The sequence below is a fragment of the Sphingomonas sp. CFBP 13603 genome, from assembly GCF_014892665.1.
Lineage (GTDB): Bacteria > Pseudomonadota > Alphaproteobacteria > Sphingomonadales > Sphingomonadaceae > Sphingomonas.
On record NZ_JADBIA010000036.1, the window covers coordinates 1 to 272 of the forward strand.

Consider the following 272-nt stretch of genomic DNA (forward strand, 5'->3'; position numbering starts at 1 on the left):
CTCAGCTGGGAGAGCGGTTGCTTTGCAAGCATCAGGTCATCGGTTCGATCCCGATAGGCTCCACCATTTCGCAGGTGACGAGACGAAGCAGCAAAGCTGCTGCGCACGTCACCAAGAACGGCCAGCGCCGAGAAGCGCGCCCACAAGGCGCAGCTTCGCTGCGACTGACGGGCTCGCGAGATACGCACCATCAGCCACAACCTAGAGATGAAGAGAAACGGTTCGCCGTGCGAGAGCACGGTGATTGGGTCGAGACGACCCGTATTTGACAT

At 59.6% G+C, this 272-nt stretch carries 1 protein-coding gene; it reads right to left on the minus strand.

The window, feature by feature from the left end:
- Nucleotides 1-191 (minus strand): hypothetical protein (locus tag IFR23_RS20075; protein ID WP_206759269.1); only part of this gene is annotated, 191 nt, incomplete at its 3' end.
- Nucleotides 192-272 lie beyond the last annotated feature (81 nt).